At 36.5% G+C, this 18,025-nt stretch carries 14 protein-coding genes; 2 read left to right on the forward strand and 12 right to left on the reverse strand.

Annotated features, from left to right (window positions below; genetic code table 11):
* Positions 1 to 113: 113 nt before the first annotated feature.
* Positions 114 to 2,693 (forward strand): ligase-associated DNA damage response DEXH box helicase, encoded by a 2,580-nt coding sequence (locus I5M32_RS09225; RefSeq protein ID WP_200585938.1) that lies wholly within the window; start codon positions 114 to 116, stop codon positions 2,691 to 2,693.
* Positions 2,694 to 2,697: 4 nt separating this feature from the next.
* On the opposite strand, the gene I5M32_RS09230 is transcribed toward I5M32_RS09225, so the two are convergent.
* The 6 genes from I5M32_RS09230 to tsaD form a co-directional block, all read right to left on the reverse strand.
* Complete coding sequence (locus I5M32_RS09230; protein ID WP_200585939.1) at positions 2,698 to 3,627, reverse strand: hydrogen peroxide-inducible genes activator; 930 nt, start codon at positions 3,625 to 3,627, stop codon at positions 2,698 to 2,700.
* A gap of 330 nt (positions 3,628 to 3,957) precedes the next feature.
* Positions 3,958 to 5,955, reverse strand: a complete 1,998-nt coding sequence (locus I5M32_RS09235) for a M1 family metallopeptidase (protein ID WP_200585940.1) — start codon at positions 5,953 to 5,955, stop codon at positions 3,958 to 3,960.
* Positions 5,956 to 6,032: 77 nt separating this feature from the next.
* Complete coding sequence (locus I5M32_RS09240) at positions 6,033 to 6,752, reverse strand: hypothetical protein (RefSeq protein ID WP_200585941.1); 720 nt, start codon at positions 6,750 to 6,752, stop codon at positions 6,033 to 6,035.
* A 76-nt stretch (positions 6,753 to 6,828) separates the two neighbouring features.
* The gene (locus I5M32_RS09245; RefSeq protein ID WP_200585942.1) at positions 6,829 to 7,179 is read right to left on the reverse strand and encodes a Spx/MgsR family RNA polymerase-binding regulatory protein; all 351 of its coding nucleotides are present in this window, start codon (positions 7,177 to 7,179) and stop codon (positions 6,829 to 6,831) included.
* A gap of 5 nt (positions 7,180 to 7,184) precedes the next feature.
* Positions 7,185 to 7,745: an aminoacyl-tRNA hydrolase gene (pth, locus tag I5M32_RS09250; protein ID WP_200585943.1), complete on the reverse strand. Its 561-nt coding sequence runs from the start codon at positions 7,743 to 7,745 to the stop codon at positions 7,185 to 7,187.
* Positions 7,746 to 8,030: 285 nt separating this feature from the next.
* A complete protein-coding gene (gene tsaD, locus I5M32_RS09255; protein WP_200585944.1) occupies positions 8,031 to 9,032 on the reverse strand; it encodes a tRNA (adenosine(37)-N6)-threonylcarbamoyltransferase complex transferase subunit TsaD in 1,002 nt (333 codons plus the stop codon).
* 71 nt (positions 9,033 to 9,103) lie between these two features.
* Here tsaD and I5M32_RS09260 point away from each other — a divergent pair, with 71 nt between their 5' ends.
* Positions 9,104 to 13,531, forward strand: a complete 4,428-nt coding sequence (locus tag I5M32_RS09260; protein ID WP_234461920.1) for a translocation/assembly module TamB domain-containing protein — start codon at positions 9,104 to 9,106, stop codon at positions 13,529 to 13,531.
* A 34-nt stretch (positions 13,532 to 13,565) separates the two neighbouring features.
* On the opposite strand, the gene I5M32_RS09265 is transcribed toward I5M32_RS09260, so the two are convergent.
* The 6 genes from I5M32_RS09265 to I5M32_RS09290 all read right to left on the reverse strand — a co-directional run bounded on the left by I5M32_RS09265 (position 13,566) and on the right by I5M32_RS09290 (position 17,971).
* The gene (locus tag I5M32_RS09265) at positions 13,566 to 14,330 is read right to left on the reverse strand and encodes a CDP-alcohol phosphatidyltransferase family protein (protein WP_200585945.1); all 765 of its coding nucleotides are present in this window, start codon (positions 14,328 to 14,330) and stop codon (positions 13,566 to 13,568) included.
* 199 nt (positions 14,331 to 14,529) lie between these two features.
* Positions 14,530 to 14,940, reverse strand: a complete 411-nt coding sequence (locus tag I5M32_RS09270; RefSeq protein WP_200585946.1) for a DUF6326 family protein — start codon at positions 14,938 to 14,940, stop codon at positions 14,530 to 14,532.
* A gap of 1 nt (position 14,941) precedes the next feature.
* Complete coding sequence (locus I5M32_RS09275) at positions 14,942 to 15,652, reverse strand: DUF4386 domain-containing protein (protein WP_200585947.1); 711 nt, start codon at positions 15,650 to 15,652, stop codon at positions 14,942 to 14,944.
* A gap of 177 nt (positions 15,653 to 15,829) precedes the next feature.
* Positions 15,830 to 16,513, reverse strand: a complete 684-nt coding sequence (locus tag I5M32_RS09280; protein WP_200585948.1) for a hypothetical protein — start codon at positions 16,511 to 16,513, stop codon at positions 15,830 to 15,832.
* 8 nt (positions 16,514 to 16,521) lie between these two features.
* Positions 16,522 to 17,556, reverse strand: coding sequence for an alpha/beta fold hydrolase (locus tag I5M32_RS09285; protein WP_200585949.1), 1,035 nt, complete (start codon positions 17,554 to 17,556; stop codon positions 16,522 to 16,524).
* A gap of 37 nt (positions 17,557 to 17,593) precedes the next feature.
* Entirely contained in the window at positions 17,594 to 17,971 is a 378-nt protein-coding gene (locus I5M32_RS09290) for a hypothetical protein (protein ID WP_200585950.1), read from the reverse strand.
* Between the last annotated feature and the right edge of the window lie 54 nt (positions 17,972 to 18,025).

An 18,025-nucleotide genomic window follows, 5' to 3' on the forward strand; every position in this document is an offset into this window, starting at 1 on the left:
GCAAAATTTGAAATTGCTTCTATTTTTAACGGAGCTGTCCTGCAATAAAATATCCTTTTAATATTTTGGCTTCTCCTTTGCAAACAATTAAAGCTAAATAGCATTTTTAATTCATGGCAATCTCTAAGGGAGAAACACTTATCCAACAATGGTATCTTTTAAAAGATTGGGAACAATTCCCGTTTCAGAAAGAGATGATGGATAGTTACTTAAATGGTTTTTCGGGATTGCTGAATGCCCCAACAGGTAGCGGAAAAACCTTTGCCATGTTTTTGCCTTTTCTGGCAGATTACATCAATGAAAACCCTGAAACTTACCGGCAAAAGCTAAATAGCGGCTTAATGTTATTATGGATAACGCCACTTCGGGCCTTAACAAATGATATTCAAAAAGCCATGCAATCTGTGGTTGATGATTTAGGCATCCCATGGAAAATAGGCACAAGAACAGGAGATACTTCTTCTTCAGATAAACAAGCCATCAAACGCAAACCCCCAGAAGTTTTATTAACAACACCAGAAAGTTTGCATTTAATGTTGGCGCAAAAAGAATATCCAAAAACTTTCAAAAATTTGAGGGTTGTGGTAATTGACGAGTGGCATGAACTATTGGGCACAAAACGCGGCGTACAAGTAGAATTAGGTTTATCTAGGCTTAAAAGTCTTAGAAGTCGGCAGTCGATAGAAGACAGTCCGCTTATTGAAGAGCATAAAAACCAATCTATTTACACAAAAAAAGCAGCCAATCAAACTGCGAACAACGGAGTAAAAGCTACCGACTTTAAACAGTTAAAAATTTGGGGCATCAGCGCAACCATTGGTAATTTAGAGGAAGCCGCAGATGTTTTATTAGGGCCAAATTTTCCTTTAGAAAGAAAGAGAATGGTGCGGGCCAACATCACAAAAAAGCTTGCGATAAAATCCATTATCCCAGAAAACGTAGAAAAATATAGCTGGAGCGGGCATATTGGCCTAAAACTTTTACCACAAGTGATGCAGATCGTGGCCAATAGCAAAACCACTTTGATATTTACCAACACAAGGGCGCAATCAGAAATTTGGTACCATGCCATCTTGGATAATTATCCAGAATATGCTGGCGTTATGGCCATGCACCATGGTTCTTTAGATAACCAACTAAGAGCTTGGGTAGAGGAAGCGTTACATGCAGCAATTTTAAAATTGGTGGTTTGCACTTCAAGTTTAGATTTAGGCGTAGATTTTCGCCCGGTTGATACCGTTATACAAATAGGAAGCCCGAAGGGGGTTGCCCGGTTTATGCAAAGGGCGGGTAGAAGTGGGCATCATCCTGGCGCAACCTCTAAAGCATATTTTGTGCCTACGCATTCTTTAGAATTATTGGAAGGAGCTGCGTTAAAATACGGTATTGCCCATAAGATTTTTGAAAGCCGCGATCCAATTTTGTTGGCTTATGATGTGTTGATACAGTATTTGGTAACACTTGCGGTTTCTGATGGTTTTAGAGCAGAAGATACTTATCAGCAAATCATCAACACATTTGCTTACGCCGATTTAAGCCGAAACGAGTTCCACGATATTTTACAGTTTATTACCCGAGGAGGGAAATCATTGAGTGCCTACGATGAGTTTCTAAAAGTAGAGATCCAGGATGGTATTTTTAAGGTTAACGATAAAAGAGTGGCCATGAGGCATCGTTTAAGCATGGGAACCATTACTGGGGATATAAACGTGAGGGTAAAATTTCAATCGGGCGGGAGTTTGGGAACAGTAGAAGAAGGATTTATTTCTAAACTAAAAGCAGGTGATACGTTTTGGTTTGCAGGTAGAAGCTTAGAGTTTATCCGCTTTAAGGATATGACCGCTTTTGTAAAAAAGAGCAATAAAAAGAAAGGACAGATTGCTAGTTGGGTTGGGAGCAGGATGCCCTTATCTTCCCAACTTTCTGCCGTATTTAGAGAAAAATTGGATGAAGTTGCCTTGGGCGTAGAAGAAGATGAAGAGGTAAAAGCTTTGCGCCCTTTATTTGATCGCCAAATTGCGCAATCTCACTTACCTTTTAAAGATGAATTTTTAATAGAGACCCTTCAAAGCAGGAGCGGATTTCATTATTTTTTCTATCCTTTTGAAGGCCGCTTGGTACATGAAGGTTTAGCATCACTTTTTGCCTACAGGATCACAAAACTTAAAAGTGCTTCGTTTTCTATTGCGATGAACGATTATGGTTTTGAGTTGCTTACAGATGAAGAAATGCCCTTGGAGCAATCAATTTTGGATGGTTTATTTAGCGATAGAAATTTATTGGATGATATTCAGCATAGTTTAAATGCCAATGAGATGGCAAGGAGAAAATTTAGGGACATTGCCCATATCGCCGGGTTGGTTTTTACGGGTTTCCCGGGCAAAAATATGTCTAACAAGAATCTGCAATCTAATACATCTTTATTGTTTGATGTTTTTAACGAGTATGAAAAGGATAATTTACTGATAAGGCAAGCCTACAACGAAGCGTTGGCTTTTCAATTGGAAGAGTTTAGGATGCGTGAAGCTTTGCAAAGGATACAATCGCAAAAACATATCATCAAACATACTAATGGGCCATCTCCTTTCGCTTTTCCCGTAATGGTTGATAGATTGAGCAGAGAAAAATTAAGTACCGAAACTTTGGAAGAACGTGTAGCAAAAATGATCGGTAAAATGGAAGCCGATTTTTAAAGATCTATATTCCGATGATCTCTTTTTTCTTTTTGGTTTTCATTCTTTTTGGCACAGCATTTAAAATTTCGCTTTCCAAAGCATCGATCACTCTTTTTTTAACAAAGTTTTTGTTGGTAACAATGCTTACTTCTCTACTTGGCTCCGGGCTTTTAAAATATCTAACCTTATCCAACTGCTTAACAGAAAAATCTTGAAGGGAGAGTTCTGGCAAAATGGTAATGCCATCATTCAAATCTACCATTTTTATAAGCGTTTCTATACTGCCTGTATTGTATTCTAATTTTGCATCATTAGAGTTTTTATGTTTACAAATATTTAAAACCTGGTTTCTCATACAATGGCCCTCGTTTAAAAGCCAAAGATTATCCACATCCAAATCACTTGTGTTGATGGCTTTTTTCTTAAAAATGGGGCTGTGCTTAGAAATATAGCTCACAAAATTCTCATAAAAAACAGGGCGTTCTGTTAAGGCATTTTCATCTAAAGGGGTTGCCAAAATACCACAATCTAACAGGTTAACTTTTAATTGATGGATGATGTTTTCTGTTGTTAGTTCTGAAACGATAAGTTTTACCTTTGGGTATTTTTCAATAAAACCACCTATTACATGGGGCAGCAAATAGGGGGCAATAGTTGGTATCACACCAATCTTTAATTCCCCGGCCAATTCGCCTTTACGCTCTTCAATAATCTCTTTTATTTTATAACTTTCTTGTAATAAGATACGGGCTTGTTCTATAACCTCTATACCGATCTCGGTTGGTATTACCGGTTGTCTAGAGCGGTCAAAAAGCTTAACGCCCAAATGCTCTTCTAGTTTTTGTACCTGCATACTTAGCGTTGGCTGGGTAACAAAACATTTTTCTGCCGCTAAAACAAAACTGCGATAGGTATCAACCGCAACTACGTATTCTAATTGAACAATGGTCATAAAAGTAAATATAGATAAATTCTATTACAATTAAATTGAAGATGTAAATCTAAAGACTTATAGAACAATCTTAAATAATTTAGTTTTAAATAGGTCAAACATTTTTGCGTTAATGATAGAAACAGCATCCCCGCCTGTAATTTGGGCAAACTCTTTTTTGTCATCCTTAGCATTGTCATTCTGAGCAAATTCGAATAGGGGGGGTCGAAGGAAGACAAATAAAAAGATATATACGCCAGTTTGCGGAGTGTAAAAACGCCCAAAAATAGCTCTAAAACAAAAAAAGGCAAACCATAAAGGCTTGCCTTAATATTAGATCATAAGTTAAAACTATTTATCTGCTGTCCAAACATCATTTGCAGAATTGCTGTCTGGCAGTACGTGTTGTGGATCAAAAGTTACCGATTCTATTTTTTCTGTAGAAGGATATTGTAGTGTCCAAGTATTGTTTCTTTCCCAAATTTCTACTGGTAATTTGATGGTTTCTGTTTTACCACTTTCTGTTTTGATTTCTAAAATCACGGGGATAGGCATTTTTTCTTTACACTCTACCGTGATCAATGCACCATTTTTAGCATCATCTTTAACATACTTTACGTCGTTAACAGCAATGTCTGCTTTCCAATTGTTCGCAAACCAACCTCTCCAAAACCAGTTTAAGTTTTCGCCGGCAACGTTTTCTATTGTTCTAAAAAAATCGTTTGGGGTTGGGTGTTTAAATGCCCATCTGTTAATATAAGTTTGAAAAGCCCTATCAAAACGCTCTGGTCCCAAAATTTGTTCTCGCAATAAAATCAATCCCGTACTTGGCTTAAAGTAGCATAATACGCCAATATGAGATTCTTTCATATTATCTGGGCTAACCATTATCGGCTCAAAAACGGGGTTTGTTAAGTATGGTGCCAATTTGTGCATATCTGTTGCTGCTTTTGGGGCATACTCTCCATTATTGAAATTCTGGGTAGATAAGGTGTTGATAAAAGTGTTAAAGCCTTCATCCATCCAACCGTATAAACGTTCGTTAGAACCTACGATCATCGGGAACCAATTATGTCCAAATTCATGGTCTGTAACGCCCCACAAACTCGCTTTTTTAGATTTCCACCCACAAAAAACTATCCCTGGGTATTCCATCCCACCTTCGTTACCCGCTACGTTTGTTGCCGCAGGATAAGTAAAAGGGTACCATTTGCTAGAGTTATACTCGATGGATTTCTTAGTGTATTCTGTTGATCGGCTCCAAGCATCATTACCGGCACTTTCTACGGGGTAGGCAGATATCGCCATAGATTTTTTATCGTTTGGCAAATTCATCCTTGCGGCATCAATTATAAATGCCGGGGAAGAAGCCCATGCTACATCCCTTGCGTTTTCTAATTTAAAATGCCAGGTCAGCTCCTTTTTTCCGCTAGGGCGGGATGCAGGGTCGGTTACCTCATCGGCACTTCGTATCATTACGGTTGCATCGCTCTTTGAAGCGGATTCCCATCTTTTGTTTTCTTCTGGGGTATAAACCTCTTTGGCGTTTTGCAATTCGCCAGAGCAAACCACTATATGACTTGCAGGGACGGTGATGTTGACATCAAAGTTCCCATAGTCTAAATAAAACTCACTTGGGCCAGTATAAGGGAGGGTATTCCAACCGGTAACATCGTCGTACACACATGATCTTGGATACCATTGTGCCTGGGTAAAAATTTTACCGTTTTTAGTCTCTAAAACACCCATCCTATCAGATCCATACTCTGGGGAGATATAAGAAAAATCGATCTTCATTTTTAAAACCCCACCGTTTGCCTTTAGGTTTTCTGGTAAAAATATTTGGATGCGGGTATCATTGATCATGTATTTTAGATCAACTTCTTGGTTTTTACCATTTAAACTGATCAAACGGACTAAACTTAATTGATGCCCGCCATCAAAATTTTGCCCATGGCTTCCGTTTCGGCTACCCGTAGGCGGGATGATGGCCGTTCCGCGAGAATCTTGCTTGAATAGATTTTGGTCTAAATTCATCCATATAAAAGATAGCTCATCTGGGCTGTTGTTGGTATAGGTCAAAACCTCTGTACCTGTGATCTTATTTTCGGCTTCGTTTAATGATGCCGTTAATTGATAATCAGATCGGTTTTGCCAATATTGTTGGCCCGGCTGCCCACTTGCCGAACGATAAGTGTTCCCATTTTGGGTAAAATAAAAGGGTTTAAACGCTTCGTTATAATCATAGTTGCTAGTAGTAGCGGTAGGGTTTTGTGTTTGTGAGTTTGCCTTAAAACCCATTAAGCAAATAGAAAGACTTAAAACACCTATAAATTGAAATTTTAGCATGAAATAGGATTAAATAAAAAAAGCAATATAATGTATATTGTAATGAATAATTTTAATACGATAAAATTGTTACGTTGTTAGAAACTCCCGCTAAAAGATGTTTTAGGCAAATTGGGATAAATACGGTTTTCTGCTGGTAACCTAATATACTCGTTGTAAGATTTTACGATATAAGTTCGTAGGTCAACATCGTTCATGCTGGTAACCTGTGAATAGGTTGGGCGATAGTATGACATAAAATCTTCTAACAATTGCCCCCTTATTTTGGTAAGGTTTGTTACCAGTTCTTTATTAAACTTTTGATCTATCACTTTTTCGTTCAGCTCTTTATCCATAAATTTTTGAAAAGCCCTTTTTTGTTGAGATTGTTTGCCAAAGGCATTTCCCAAGCTAAGCTTGCCGTCTTGGGTTAAAACGGTGGTGTTGGCATAAGAATATGCAGAAGAATATGCACTCCTTACGTTTTCTGGTACGTTCCCTTTTGCGCTAACAATAACTTCATCCAAAACGATCAGGCTTGGGCGCATTAAAACCAGTTTTGGGCGCATGTTCTCTAAAACCAAAGTGTCGTTTTGGTAACCCGGGCAAGAAAAAATAATGAGGTCTCCTAAATCGGCTTTCACCACAAAATCTCCTTTTTGCCCTGTATGATCAACTTCTCTTTGGGTAAGGTTATTTACAAAAACCAGTTTCAATTTGTTGTGGGTATCAGCATCGTAAGCCGTACCTTCTATCTTCATTTGGGCTTTTAACGCAAATGGCAATAGACTTAACAAAACGATAAAGAGGTTTTTCATCTTTACAAAGATCAATTAATATCTTTTAATAAGCAAATGCTTAACATTTTTTAACGCTGCAAATACATTTATGGGTTTAAATAAAAAGCTGTTCATATTCCTCTTCGTTAAAGCCAATGATATTTCCTTTTGCACTTTCTACAACCGGCCTCTTAATTGTGCTGGTATTATCCTTCATCAATTTTATTGCCGAAGCTGCATCTTTAACCTCTATTTTGATGATTTCATCTAGATTGCGCCAGGTTAAGCCTTTTTTATTGAGTACTTTTTCCCAACCAAACTCTTTACACCATTTTTCTAGATTTTGTTGGCTTACGCCGAGTTTCTTATAATCGTGGAAATCGTAATCGATTTTGTTTTGCTCAAAAAAGGTTTTGGCTTTTTTTACCGAGCCACAATTAGGGATGCCGAATATCTTAACGTTCATAATTCTTATTTATTAAAATTAGTCATTGTTAGCTCTGCACCAATAGTTGCAAAGCTCTTTATCATGTTGATGGTTTTATCTATCAATGCGGGCAAAGCAGGTATTTCGTCTTTATCAAAGCCGCTTAAAACGTAATCTACCTGCCTGCCTTTGGGAAAGTTATCGCTTATCCCAAACTTAATCCTGGCATATTCATTTGATCCCAAAATACCTTCGATGCTTTTTAAACCATTATGCCCAGCAGGGCTTCCTTTGGGTTTTAATTTAACAGAACCAAACGGGATCGCCAGATCATCTACAATCACCAACACGTTTTCTATCGGGATCTTTAATTCTTGCATCCAATGCCTCACTGCTTTTCCGCTCAAATTCATATAAGTGGTTGGTTTTATCAAGCATAATGTTCTTCCTTTATGGTTCACTTCTGTGTAAGCCGCCAGTTTCATGGTGCTAAAAGTTGCGGATGCCTCTTTTGCCATTTGATTCAAAACCATAAAACCAATATTGTGGCGGTTATCGGCATATTCGCTTCCTATATTTCCTAATCCTACGATGAGATATTTCATTTTGATACGTTTAAAGAGGCGTTAACGATTGTAGTGGCATCCCCGCCTGTAATTCGGGCAGGCTTTTTTTGTCATCCTGAGCATTGTCTCTCTGATCCTTGTCACTCTGAGCCTTGCCACTCTGAGCCTTGTCACTCTGAGCGGAGTCGAAGAGGGAGTCGAAGGATAAGACAAAAAAAGACACAACGGAAAGCGTAGCCTGTCCCGAATTTATTTCGGGATTAAAATGCACAAATATATTTTTATATGATGCTTTAAATCAATTTTTATCGAAAAAATAATTCCCTAAAAAGGCATCCTTGCTAAGGGCGCAACATCTTGTCCTACAAAATCTTTATTCAAAAATTTATAATACCCGGCAATGGCAATCATGGCGGCATTGTCTGTACAATATTGAAACTGTGGGATAAACACGTTAAAGTTTTGCTCTTTTGCCAAATCTGTTAAACCTTTTCTTAAACCAGAATTTGCAGAAACACCCCCGGCAATGGCTAGATCTGTGATGTGATGTTCTTTCGCTGCTTTTTTAAACTTATTCAGTAAAATAGAAACGATCCTACTTTGTACAGATGCGCAAACATCATTTAAGTTTTCTTGTAAAAAATTTGGATTAGCTTTCACCTGATCTCTCACAAAATAAAGGATAGCAGTTTTTAATCCGCTGAAGCTAAAATTTAAGCCAGCAATCTGCGGTTCTGGGAAAGTATATTTGTTTGGATTGCCTTCTTTGGCATATTTATCTATCAGCGGACCGCCCGGATAAGGTAAATCTAAAATTTTTGCGGTTTTATCAAAGGCTTCGCCGGCAGCATCGTCTAAGGTTTCGCCAACAATTTGCATATCAAAATAATCTTTAACCAAAACAATTTGCGTATGCCCGCCAGAAACGGTTAAACATAAAAACGGAAATTTGGGTTTAGGCTCATCAATAAAATGGGCTAAAATATGCGCTTGCATATGGTTAACCTCAATTAAAGGAATACTGTTTGCTAATGCAAACGCTTTAGAAAAACAAGTACCTACTAGCAGTGATCCCAATAAACCGGGGCCGCGTGTAAAAGCTACCGCATCTATTTGTTTTTTGCTTATTTTCGCAGCGTTAATTGCCTGATCAACGGCCGGAACAATATTTTGTTGATGAACCCTAGAAGCCAATTCTGGGACAACGCCTCCGTATTGTTCATGAATTGTTTGGTTGGCTATAATATTTGAGACTATTTTTCCGTCTATGCAGATAGATGCTGATGTTTCATCACAAGATGACTCTATACCAAGAACAATTGACACAAGTATGGGTTTAATGTATTTTAAAAAACAAAACTATTAAAAAAGTATTCAAAATTCTGCTTTATGTACTGTTGGCTTTCATTTTATTGATAGGCGGCATCATCTTTTCGTTTCAATTTGAAACGGTACAAACTTGGGCGGCAAAAAAAGCAACCAAATACTTATCTAAAGAATGGAAAACTACCGTTGACATTAAAAAGTTATACCTAAAGCCATTTAGCGCCGTAGTTTTAGAAGGCGTTTACGTTCAAGATCTAGATAAGGATACGCTATTAAGCGCACCGAAATTAAATATCGATATTTCTTATTTTGCCCCATTTTCTGAAAGGAAGATTATTTTAGATAAAATTACTTTAGAAGATACCAAATTTTACCTAAAATCTTATAAAGATAGCAGCACCAACCTATCTTTCATTATCAATTATTTTAATACCGGCAATGTTGATACAACTTCTAAAAAACCTTTCGATTTTCTGATAAACAACGTAAACATCAAAAACCTAGCTTTTAAATACAAGAATTATAGAAAAACCGATACTATTAACAACGGTGCGGTAAATTATGATGATGTGTATATTACGGGTTTAAGTGCGGCGATCAATAATTTAGATACCAAAAATTACATTTTAAAGGCGCAAATAAACCACCTAAAGTTTAAGGAAAAAAGTGGTTTTGTTTTAAACGATCTAACTGCGGCAACAACAATAGATTCTAACAAGATAGTACTTGATGATCTATATCTAAAAACACCGCACACCATGCTAACCAATTACTTTAGCATGAAATTTCATGATTATACAGATTTTGACAACGTAGAAAACAAAGTGATTTTAGAAGGCCATTTTAAAAACTCTAAGATCTACGCCAAAGACATCGCTTTTTTTGCACCAGAATTATCAAACATTAAATTACAATTAGATGTAACAGGTAATATTAAAGGGAAGGTAAATGATCTAAGAGCCAAAGATTTGATGGTAAAAGTGGGGAAGGCTTCTTATTTGAAAGGAGATTTCCAGGTTAAGGGTTTGCCCGATATCAAAAACACTTTTTTAGATCTAAACTTTAAACAGGTATATACCAATAAAAAGGATATTGAATACATTATTGAGAGGGCTACGGGTAAAAAATCCAACAATATCCCAGATGTGGTGAGCAAGTTTGGCAACATCAATTTTGTGGGGCAGTTTACTGGGTTTATAAATGATTTTGTTGCCTACGGCGATTTTAAGACCCGTTTAGGGAGGGTAAAATCTGATGTGAACATGAAGATCAACAATCAGAATATCCCGTCTTATAGCGGTAAAGTACAAGCCATTGATTTTAATTTAGGAGATTTAATTGATGAGCCAAGCATCAACAGAACCTCTTTTGTTACCAATGTTAACGGCAGAGGGTTTAAAATAAATAATTTGGCAGAAAAGCTGAAAGCTGATGTTGCCTACTTTGATTATAACGATTACCGTTATGAAAACATTAAAGTAGATGGCGAAATAAACAAGCAGGTTTTTAACGGCAAACTGCTCGTAAACGATAAGAACTTAAAGCTCAATTTTGATGGGAAAGCCAACCTAAACCCAAAATTGCCCGAGTTTAATTTTGTTGCAGATATACAAAAAGCCAATCTCCATGCTTTAAATTTCACTAAAGATACCATCCAAGTTGGTGCTAAACTAAACACCAATTTTACTGGGAACAGCCTAGAAAACATTCAGGGAGATTTTTCTGTACAAAACATTAGGTTAACCAATACGGTAAAATCTGTAGTTATAGATTCTGTTTATTTAATGGCAAAAGGTGTAGCAAACAACAGGGTCTTACAATTAACTTCTGATATTGGCGATGCGAGCATCAAAGGAGAATATGATCTAAACACTTTACCATCATCTTTTAAAACAATCATTAAAAAATATATCCCATCTTACCGGGGTAAGATAGTAACCACCAAAAACCAAAATTTTGAGTTTAAGATAGACCTCAAGAATTTCGATTATCTTTCTAGCCTGTTTATCCCAGAACTGCAGATCCCGCAGAGAGGGGCTTTTAACGGAAAGTTTAATTCTGCAAAAGACTCTGTTGCCTTAAACGGATACATCAAAACCCTTACCTATCAGGGTACTACATTTAATAACATCATCCTTGATCAAACCACCAACAGCAAATCTTTAGATGCTATTATATCTATGGATAAGGTAGAAATTTCTAAAGGCGGTTTGTTTGTTCAAAACGTAATAATCCAAAACACCTTAAAAAACGACAGTTTAACCTTTAACGTAAAACTAGCGGATAAAGATGCCATAAACCAGCTCGATTTATACGGTTTGGTAGAATTCGGTACCGATACTTTGGCCAAATTGAGTTTGCTGCCCTCCGATGTGATCATTGATAACCAGGTTTGGAAGATACAGGATAAAGTGAGGATCAAATTTGAAGATAGCAGAACGATCATAGATAATTTTGAACTGAGCAGCAATAAGCAACTGATCGCGGTTAATGGTGCAATATCCAAAAGCCCTGATGATGATTTGGAGGTAGTGATCAAAGATTTAAGAATGGCTTCTTTAAGCCAGCTTACCAAAGGCTTTGGCGTTAATTTAAGCGGCACCATGAACGGCCAGGCGCATCTTTCTGCTATTTTGGGAACGCCAAACATCAAATCCGATATCACGGTAGATTCCCTAAAATATAACAGTACAGATGTAGGGAATTTAAAACTTGCCTCCGTTTATAATAATGAAAATAACAAGGTGGATATTGATGCTACCATCTTCAAAAACAACAGCAAAACCATGGATATTAAAGGTGATGTTGACATTGCAAGTGATACCAATAACCTCAACCTGGATCTATTGTTGGATAAAACCGAACTGGTTATCATAGAGCCTTTTGTAAAAGATTTGGTTTCTAACCTAAAGGGCCAGGTTTCATCAGATCTAAAGGTAACGGGCAAGTTTAGCAACCCACAGATCAATGGCGATTTAACGTTTATCAATTCTGGTTTAACCGTAAATTACTTAAATACGGCTTACACTATAAATGATAAAGTTACCATTAACAACAGCGTTATTGATGTTAAAGATTTAGATTTAGTAGATATTAGAGGAAACAAAGCAACCGCAAACGGAACGGTAGATATGTCTAACCCCGGTAATCCTAACATTCAGGTTACCATAGATGCCGTAAACTTTATGGCTTTAAACACTACGGCAAAAGAGAACCCCATTTATTACGGCAAAGCTTATGGTACCGGTAAATTCAGTTTTATGGGCCCAACAGATGCCATGAAGATAAACATTAAAGCCAAAACAGAGCAAGGTACAGAGTTTACCATCCCACTTAATGGTGCCTCTACCGTTAGTTCTAGCGACTTTGTGATTTACGTAGCTAAAGATTCTTCTTTAAACAATAAAGACCGAGAAAATTATTTTAATGGTTTAACGATGGCTTTTGATCTAACCGTAGATGAAGGCTCTAAAGCCAATATTTTAACGGAAGTAGGGAACCTAACCGGAGTTGGTAACGCACAATTAAATCTTAAAATAACCAGTTTAGGTGATTTTGAGATGAAAGGAGACTATATAATAAATGAAGGCCAGTTTGATTTTACTGCCAATAACGTGATCAATAAAACTTTTGATATTAGTAAAGGGGGAACCATCCGTTGGACAGGGGACCCAACCGATGCCGAGATAAATTTGAATGCCGTTTACTCTACAAGGGCGGCAATTGCCCCACTTTATGCGGCCGCCGGCAGAACCTTACCAGATGAAAGTAGGAACGTAAGGGTTTTGGCAGAAGCCGAAATGATACTGAAAGGTTCTTTATTGAACCCGAAGATTACCTTTGGCTTAGATTTTCCCAATAATTCTGGTTATAAAACAGAGTTGCAGGGTTATCTGGACGATAAAGATAACGAAGCGCAACAGGTGATAAACCTAGTTGTGCGAAATAGCTTTAACGGAAACTCCAGTGCCGGCATAGGTATCGATAACCAAACATTGATAGGTTCTGGCCTAGAGCTTGGCTTTAGCAAGTTAAACAATATCGTGTCACAATCTTTAGGGCTTAAAAACCTCGATTTCAATATCCGATCCCTTAATGAATTTGGTATAGGTTACAATATCTTCAATAACCGGATAAAGTTTACCGGAAGCTTTATCAACAATACCTACGATAATAATTATTTCAACAACAATCTTTTTAATTCTTCTTTTAAGGATGTTTCCATAGATGCACAATTAACTTACGATATTAAAAAGGACGGCAGTTTTGTGGGTAAAGTATTCCAGAGGCCTGCCAACAGAGATTTTTTTAACCTTAACGGTGATGTGAACATTGCTGGTGCCGGATTGGTATATGTACAAGAGTATGATACCTTTAAAGAATTCATAAGCAAGGCCTTTGGCAGAAAAAGAAAAGATAAATCTGATGAAGACGATACAGAGCAAAGGAACAAGACCATGAAATCGCCTATAATCAATCCTAAAAAAGAGGAAGAGTAGGGCGGATCGTCAAACAAATCCTAATCATTTTAACCTAGTAAAAAAGTTTCCTTATCCCAATAAAAACAAAAACCATAAGGGTATAAGCCAAAAAGAAAGGCATAATCAGTGTTTTTAAGCCCAGTATAAGCATAGTGGCAATAACCAACAATTGGAAACCCAAACCAAAGGTAGAGATACCCGTCATTAACCAGTTGGGCAATATTTTACCTAGATCAGCATCGCTGTCTAAGATATAAATGGTTTTATCAAAAATACCATATAAAATTTTATACAAGCAAAAAAGAATATTTACCTGCTTTTGTGTTTCGCCCCTCAATGCTATCGGGGCTTTGTACTCAAAAACTCTGCTAGTAGTATCGCCATTTACTTTGTTTCTTAAAATAACGTAATAGTAATTGTAAAGTGTGCCTTGCAATTGCAAACCGAAAAATGCCAAAAGACATATCCAAATAGAATTGTTGCTTATCAACCAGATAGATATAAAAAACAAGGCATTTAAGACAATATCTGCAACAGAATCTAAATATCTACCCGTGTAAGAAGGTTTTTGCTTTAAACGGGCCAGTTCGCCGTCGGTGGCATCTAAAACCGACTTAAAAACCAAGAAGAATGCCGCTAGCCAATAATAACCATTTAAGATGCAATAAATTGCAAACAAACCAGAAATGATAAAGCCAATGGTAACGTGTATTGGAGTGAATTTTGTGTTTTTTAGCGCTTTTGCGATAAGCCTTGCAATGGGCCTGCCGTAATCTGAAAAATCAATAAATTTATGCTCTTTGGGCAATTTAGACATGCAATCTCATAGAAATGGTTAAAGTGGAATATACCATGAAAGGATACAAAGATATGATTAAATAATGAGGTAAGTATGTGTTTGAGGGGGATAATTACATTACACGATGGTAATTTAAGGCTTAATGATTCTTTGTTTGTGGCTTTGCCCATGATGTTTTTAAAAAGGATAATAATTTCTGTTTTAGAATTTTTTTAAGCTATATTTTTTTCCAATTCCAGGCTTGCCAAATTATTATTATGGTAATGATGCTTTCAAGAACAGATAAAAACAAATAAAATATCCTCCATTCAGAAATTGATGATATACCTGCCAATAAAGTAAGAAAAGTAAAAATAGTACCTATCCCTATATTTGACCATTTTGTTAATTTGGGAGAGAGCATAAGTGAAAGAAAAATCATTAAGGCGGGTATTGTTAACAGAAATGTTGCAATAAACAGCTTAATGGGAGTGTCTAACATATTCTGCCCGTTTAAAAATGAATGAACTTTGTTGGGTACGTATAGCTCAAAATAATCTCCATATATATAACAAAACATTACTGCTGTCCATAAGGCAGAAAGTTTTATTCTTATGTTGATCTTGAAGTCTTCTAAATTTTTGATCATTTTAAGTTGTCAATATTGAAGTGCTTTTTCTTTTTGTTCCCATAATTAAGAGCCATAGACAAGTACCAATTTCCCCTATACTTGCAGGTAAACCTAAATATGATGAAATACCAAGTTCGGTGTAACTTGGCATCAGAATAAAACCAAAGAAATTGATTATGTACCCAAAACAACCTAATATCAACAATATTCCCAAATATTTTGGAAGAAAGTTTGATTTCAAAATTAAATACCCAAGTGGGAATAACCAAAGGCCTGAAAAAATATGGATTAACCGCATTCCTGCGCTATATTGATGTAGGTAGGATAAGACCTGTGCTTGTAGTAGTGTAGCAGAATAAACTTTAGTAGTATAGTTTGGAGACTTTAACAGAGAAAGTACCATAATTTCATTACTCGCATTTAAAAAATACATGGCTACACTTATTATAACAAACAAAACCATCAATTTTGCCATATTTTCATTAACCTTTTGTAATAATCGATATAGAAATATTGATAAAAGGAGAAAGAAGCCGTAGCAAAGTAACCCACTAGCAATTCCTAATCTAAATAATGTTTCAGATGCTGAGATATTTTGAAAAGTTAACAAAGCACTATTATAATTGATGAGTTTATCAGGAACATATATTAAGCTAAATATTCCGGTTATGATTACCCCTAAATAGATTAATCCAACCATTTTGACTGATATATTCTGATTTGTATCCATGGTTTTTTTATCGGTCCTTTTAATATGCCTTCTTTTACCCTCTAATTTTTATTAATGCCGCTTCTAAAACCCTTCTATTTTTTATCTTTATGTTAACAAGAAAACAATTAAAATAAAATGGTTTACGATAACAATTCATCAACCAAATATTTAAGAGAGGAAGTTAATTTTTTATCTTTAAAATTTAAAATTTACCCCAAATTGGCCAATCAAAGGGAGCAATGGTTTCGATTTAAAATCCTGCTGTAATACTTTTTCAACTTTTATAGAGAAATCTACTTTTTTGATGGATAACCCTCCTTGTAAACCATAATAGAAATTGCCCCCAGTTGCAGGCTCGTACCAGCCATCTTGCACTTCGTTGTAAATATTTTTTCTGTACCATTCACTATGCTTAAAGTTTGTCACTATTGCTTTATCAAAACCAGTTTCAACTCCCATAAACCAACGTTTTTGATAATATCCAATTGTCCCGGCAAAATCACTTCCGAAATTGAAAAGTCTTACCGATTGATTATGATAGCGCCTTGAGATGGCTTGGATCCTTGCTGATAACAGGAAATGATGTATAGTGGCAATTCTAATTTGTGCACCCAACTTAAACTTATAGTCATCTGCCAATTCATTACCTGCAGGTATAGAAAGTTCAGAACCAATCCATACTGGGAACTTTCTTAGGGAAATCCGGTAATGATAACCTAATCCGGCAGTTATTCCATAATCTGTCCCTAAAGTGGCATTTAACAAATGCCTTCCCTGGTAGTTTTGGTTTCCCCAATTTATTACCTGTGCAGCTATTCTATTTTGGAAAAATACAAAGTTGGCGATTATGAAAATTGATTTGATCGTAAGTCTTTTCATTTATACAATTACAAAGATTTTATATAAGCAATAATTTTTGGTTCCATTATGGTTGTCCAAAAATCTATCTGATCTAACATTCCCGAATGGCCTACTCCCTCTGCTTTAAAAATTTCTTTATTATTATAGACAGATGACATCTTAGCAGCCCAAATATCGGGATATGCCTTGTTTTTACTACTGTAGATAAACAGTACTTTTTTTGTAAACTGATTGATACCGGCAGAAAAATCAGGTTTGGTATCTTGTCCCAACTCATAGGATGCTGCATTTACAACGGCACCACTTCTTGAGGCAACATAGTTTGGTGCATTGCTGCCTAACTTGGCACCCACATCACCAACTATTGTATTTGTGGAGCTTATCAAACCTGCTTTATAATCCAAGATTTCATGTTGGTTCTCTTTACCCGTCATAAACTGATCGATATATGTGGCATCATTTAAAGCTTCTCCCCACAACTTAAACGACCTTGATCTAGAAATATAGTCCATCACGTCTTGCCACTCTAACCCACCTGGTTCTGCTACTATTAAGCCGTCAACATCATGAGGATATTTGCCACTATAGCCCGTAGCCAACATGGCCCCCCAAGATTGTCCCAGCAGAATTACTTTTTGCGATGCTGCTGTTCTGTAATGGTAAATTATGCCTTTTAATTCATCATAAAATATTTTATTAATGGCGTTGCTACCTTGGGATTTATACCAATTTTTGGGAAATCTCTGCGAAAGCCCTGACCCTCTTTGATCGTAAAAAACAACTCTAAATCCCTTTGTTGCAAGACTTTTACAATTAAGCATATAACGGTAATCCCCCCCGGGGCCTCCATGAATGCAAACAATTAGTGTACTATCCCTTGGTCCAAAAGCCTCCGAATGTAATAAAGCGCCGTTTACAGAAATTGACGGAAGTGCAACATCTTGGTCAACTGTTTTCGGGACTAGGTTCCCTGGCTCATCAACGTACCGATTTTCGGTGCAAGAAAATGAGAATAATGAAACGATGATCAAGGTTAAATAAATTATGGGTGTGTTTTTCATGTGCTATACTTTTTTGTAATCAACCTAGATTTATTTCTTATTGAAAAGTATAGGATATGGATGAGTTAGATGAGGTAAGCTCTTGAGACTTTACCACCATATTGTTTACCAATATTTCTAATTTTACAGTTTGGGCCGGGTTTACAAAGTACCCAAGCGTTATAATATCATATTTCTTAACCATTTTTGTAATGGTTTTTGTGAAGGGTAAAGTAGGGTTGTTGGCAGTAGCAAGGCCTCCTGTTTCACTTTCATAGGTAATAGATGCCAGATTGTTAGGTGTTGTGCTACTAACCCTGTAAGTTATGCTAACTTGTTTAGGATAAGCATTGTTGGTATTTGAGTTTGTTTTTTTGCAAGAAGTTTCAAGCAACAGGGTTAATCCTATCAAAAGGAATGTCTTAAATGTTTTCATTTTTTTAAAGTTTAAGCAAAGAAAACCCTGATAGGAAAAGAAATCGCCCCAATA

Source organism: Pedobacter segetis, assembly GCF_016623585.1.
Lineage (GTDB): Bacteria > Bacteroidota > Bacteroidia > Sphingobacteriales > Sphingobacteriaceae > Pseudopedobacter > Pseudopedobacter segetis.